At 57.6% G+C, this 3567-nt stretch carries 3 protein-coding genes; all 3 read left to right on the forward strand.

Features of this window, described 5'->3' with window-relative positions:
- Window positions 1–475 (forward strand): integrase core domain-containing protein (locus B2M20_RS18345; RefSeq protein ID WP_244553594.1); only part of this gene is annotated, 475 nt, incomplete at its 5' end.
- A 596-nt stretch (window positions 476–1071) separates the two neighbouring features.
- A complete protein-coding gene (locus B2M20_RS18350) occupies window positions 1072–2349 on the forward strand; it encodes an MFS transporter (RefSeq protein WP_420799344.1) in 1278 nt (425 codons plus the stop codon).
- A gap of 108 nt (window positions 2350–2457) precedes the next feature.
- The gene (locus tag B2M20_RS18355; RefSeq protein WP_244553596.1) at window positions 2458–3372 is read left to right on the forward strand and encodes a formylglycine-generating enzyme family protein; all 915 of its coding nucleotides are present in this window, start codon (window positions 2458–2460) and stop codon (window positions 3370–3372) included.
- Window positions 3373–3567 lie beyond the last annotated feature (195 nt).

The following is a 3567-nucleotide window of genomic DNA, read 5'->3' on the forward strand; positions in this document are numbered from 1 at the left end:
CTTGATCGGCCATGGCCACCTCAGCCGGTGCGCGCTTGCAGCAAAAGGCTGCGCGCACCGCTGCTCAGTGACCTCTCCTCAGTCCTTCCGTAGGTGCTACGGCATTCAGTTCCATTTCGCGCCACGCTACGCCAATGGCCCAACCGCCCGCTACATGACACACATGTTCGACATGCGATGCCGCGAGAACGGCATCGCGCATCGCTTCACCAAAATCAATCATCCGTGGACCAATGGTCAGGTCGAGCGAATGAACCGCACTATCAAGGAAGCCACCGTCAAACGCTATCACTACGACAGCCACGACCAACTGCGACGCCATCTCGCTGATTTCGTCGACGCTTACAATTTCGGTCGAAGGCTGAAAACCCTCAAAGGCCTCACGCCTTACGAGTTCATCTGCAAATGCTGGACAAGCGAACCGAAGCGATTCAAACTAAACCCGCTCCAGAAAATTCCGGGACCAAACACCTAGGTGTGACACTTCGTGGATGTCCTTGTGAGTGAGGCCGATATCGGCGGCGCTTGCTGCTTCTTACGAAGCGGAAGAAGCATGCTGGTTGTCTGCTCGTATACGAACCTCGCCAGGCTCCTGCGCCGCGTCGTATTCTTGGCGGGACGACGTTTCACGCCGGCCTCAATTTCCGGCGCATCGGCTTGTCGCTCTCGAATTGGGTCGGCAGTAGCGTTGGCGACAAACCCCTCGTCACATTACAATCGATTCATCGATCACAGGACGTGGTCTTGGTTCATACGGAGTGTGGCAGCCGCCATCGAAAGTCAGCTGTAACCTTCTTGCGCGCAACGGCTGGGCAGGATCGTAGTGTCGGTCATGGTGGGCCTGGCTGGCGCAATGCGCCGAAATAGGTTGGCAAAAGCAAACCCTATGTCGTATCAAGACTCTATGTTATGCTCGCCGGTATCAGAACACGCGTCTCTAGAAATAAGACGGGCTAATTAATGTGAAGGCCAGATCGGCTTATGACTCACACCGGGAGCTTAGCCTGACCATCATGATAGGTAGGTGGAGCGGTTCTTGATTTATTGGTACACGCGTCATCTCTCTTAATGATGGGAGCAGTCGTGAAAATTCCGGTTATCGCGGCTGATGTGACGGTCGAGCCATCCGGCAACTCCAGGGTTTTGTGGATTTCGTCCCTGGCATTTGCGCTTGGTTTTGCGGTTTGGGGAATGTTTGCCGCGCTCGCCCCTTTTTTAATCAAGTGGTACGATTTCAGCGCGACCCAGGTGCTTATCCTGACAGCTATGGAGCCCTTTTTCGCGGCGGCGGTCAGCATCCCACTCGGCATCTTGACGGACAAGTTCGGCGGTCGGAGCGTTTTCACGCTTCTGCTTCTGGTTCTCACCCTTCCCCTTCTTTTGGGGTACTTCGCCCAAGGCTATTACACCTTTCTGCTAGTCGGGACGCTGCTCGGACTGGGAGGTGCGACTTTCGTCGTCGGCAATGCTCATGTATCGTCTTGGTACCCTAAATCGAAGCAGGGTACGGCCCTCGGTATCTTTGGTATGGGCAATGTCGGAATCACCGTCGGCATGGTGACCGTCACTTTCCTGGTTACCCGTGTTCTAAGCGGCCCCGACGGCTGGCGCTTGATATTCCCAATCTTCGCTAGTGCTACATTTTTGATGGCTTTGGTCTATTGGTTCTTTACCTCCGATCCGCCAAACAGGAAGCTCAAGAAGACGTCGTTACGGGAAATCTTCGCCGTGTACCGTTCAGGCGCGGTGGTGTGGCTGGTGACGTACCTTTACTGGGTCTCGTTTGGCACCCTGACCTTCTTCGCGTCGGCGATGTCGATCTATCTGCTTGACCAGTGGCATGTGGATGCCATCCGGGCGTCCATGGTGTATACTCCGCCATTGGTGATCTGTGTCGCGGCTACCCGGCCTCTGGGCGGCTGGCTGGCCGACCGTTCGGATCCATTTCGAATCTTGAGATGGTTGTTCGGCATTATGGTCGTTCTGGCCCTGCTCATGACCTTGCAGATCTCGCTGCCCGTCCAGCTGGTTGCCATGTATGGGCTTGCGCTGATGTCCGGTGCCGCGGCGGCGGCGGTCATCAAGCTGATCCCGATGTACTTTGTGCATGTCGGTGCGGTCAGCGGGCTGGCCAAGGCCGCCGGGGCGGCTTGTGGCTTCGCCATGACCATGATCCTGGCCATGAGCAAGCAACTTCTGGGCGACTACACCCTGGGCTTTGCGATCTGGGCGCTCATGAACGTCGCCGCATTCTACATCGTGCTTTCGCGGGTTGGCTTCAGGGATACAAAACCGCTCATTGAACGACCGAGTGGGACTCGGGAGATTCTAACGGCAAGCGGCGCGTGACCGATCGACGCTCGCCGCGAATGACGGTAATGGAGGGCATCCGGAGCTCCCGCTCTTTGGTATTCTCTGCTCGTAACAGGCTCCCGCCCTCGCTGACGGATGTATGTCATGTCCTCCATCGCTGAGCTCCCGGAACTCATCGGCTCTTGGTGGCGTGCTGCGCCAGTTCTGACATCATTGGTGAGGCTATGCGTGCTTAGCGCCGCAATCATCTCTCATGTGACACCGGCGTCCGCTCAGGAGGTGGCGCAACCGTCGATGCAGGAGCGGCCGCTGAAGCCGAAGGATGTGTTTAAGGATTGTGCGAATTGCCCGGAGATGGTGGTGGTGCCGGCCGGAAGCTTCAAGATGGGGTCTCCGACAAACGAGCCAGGGCATTCCGCCGAGGAAAGCCCGCAACATCTGGTCACGATTGCTCGACCGTTTGCTGTTGGCCGGTTTGAGGTGACCTTCGACGAATGGGATGCCTGCGTCGCCGAGGGCGGCTGCAACGGCTACAAACCCTCCGATGAAGGCTGGGGCCGTGGCCGCCGCCCAGTGATCAACGTTTCCTGGGACGATGCTCAAGCTTACGTCACGTGGTTATCGAAGAAGACCGGCAAGCCGTATCGGCTGCTTTCGGGGTCCGAATACGAGTATGCGATGCGCGCTGGGACACAGACGGTCTATCCTTGGGGCAACACCGTCGGCACGAACAACGCCAACTGCCACGCCTGTGGTAGCCATTGGGACGCCAAGCAAACCGCGCCGGTCGGGTCGTTTGCTCCTAACGAATTCGGTCTCAACGACATGGTAGGCAATGTCCGAGAGTGGACGGAGGATTGCTACCACGACACATACAACGGCTCGCCGACGGATGGCTCTGCCTGGATCGAGGGCGGTGATTGTTATCATCGTGTTGTGCGCGGCGGGTCCTTTCTCCTTGCTCCGGCGTTCCTCCGCTCGGCGAGCCGTTATTGGTTCACCTCCGACTATCGGCTCAGGTACCTTGGCTTTCGGGTCGCTCGGACGCTTGCACCTTAGTAGTGCGTTGACGAAGTCAGCACATGGGCCGAGATGCCGCGTCTGGGTCAGGCTCTATGATCGGCTGCAATCATTGCTGATCGAAGCGGCTTCGACTGCGGATTCCGATGAAGTCGCCCGGGCATTCCGAGATGATGCCGCCCATAGATTCCGACATGATGTCGCCCAGGGCGCGTGCCTCGCTGGCTGCTAAAG

The organism is Nitrobacter vulgaris (genome assembly GCF_002028545.1).
GTDB classification, from domain to species: domain Bacteria; phylum Pseudomonadota; class Alphaproteobacteria; order Rhizobiales; family Xanthobacteraceae; genus Nitrobacter; species Nitrobacter vulgaris.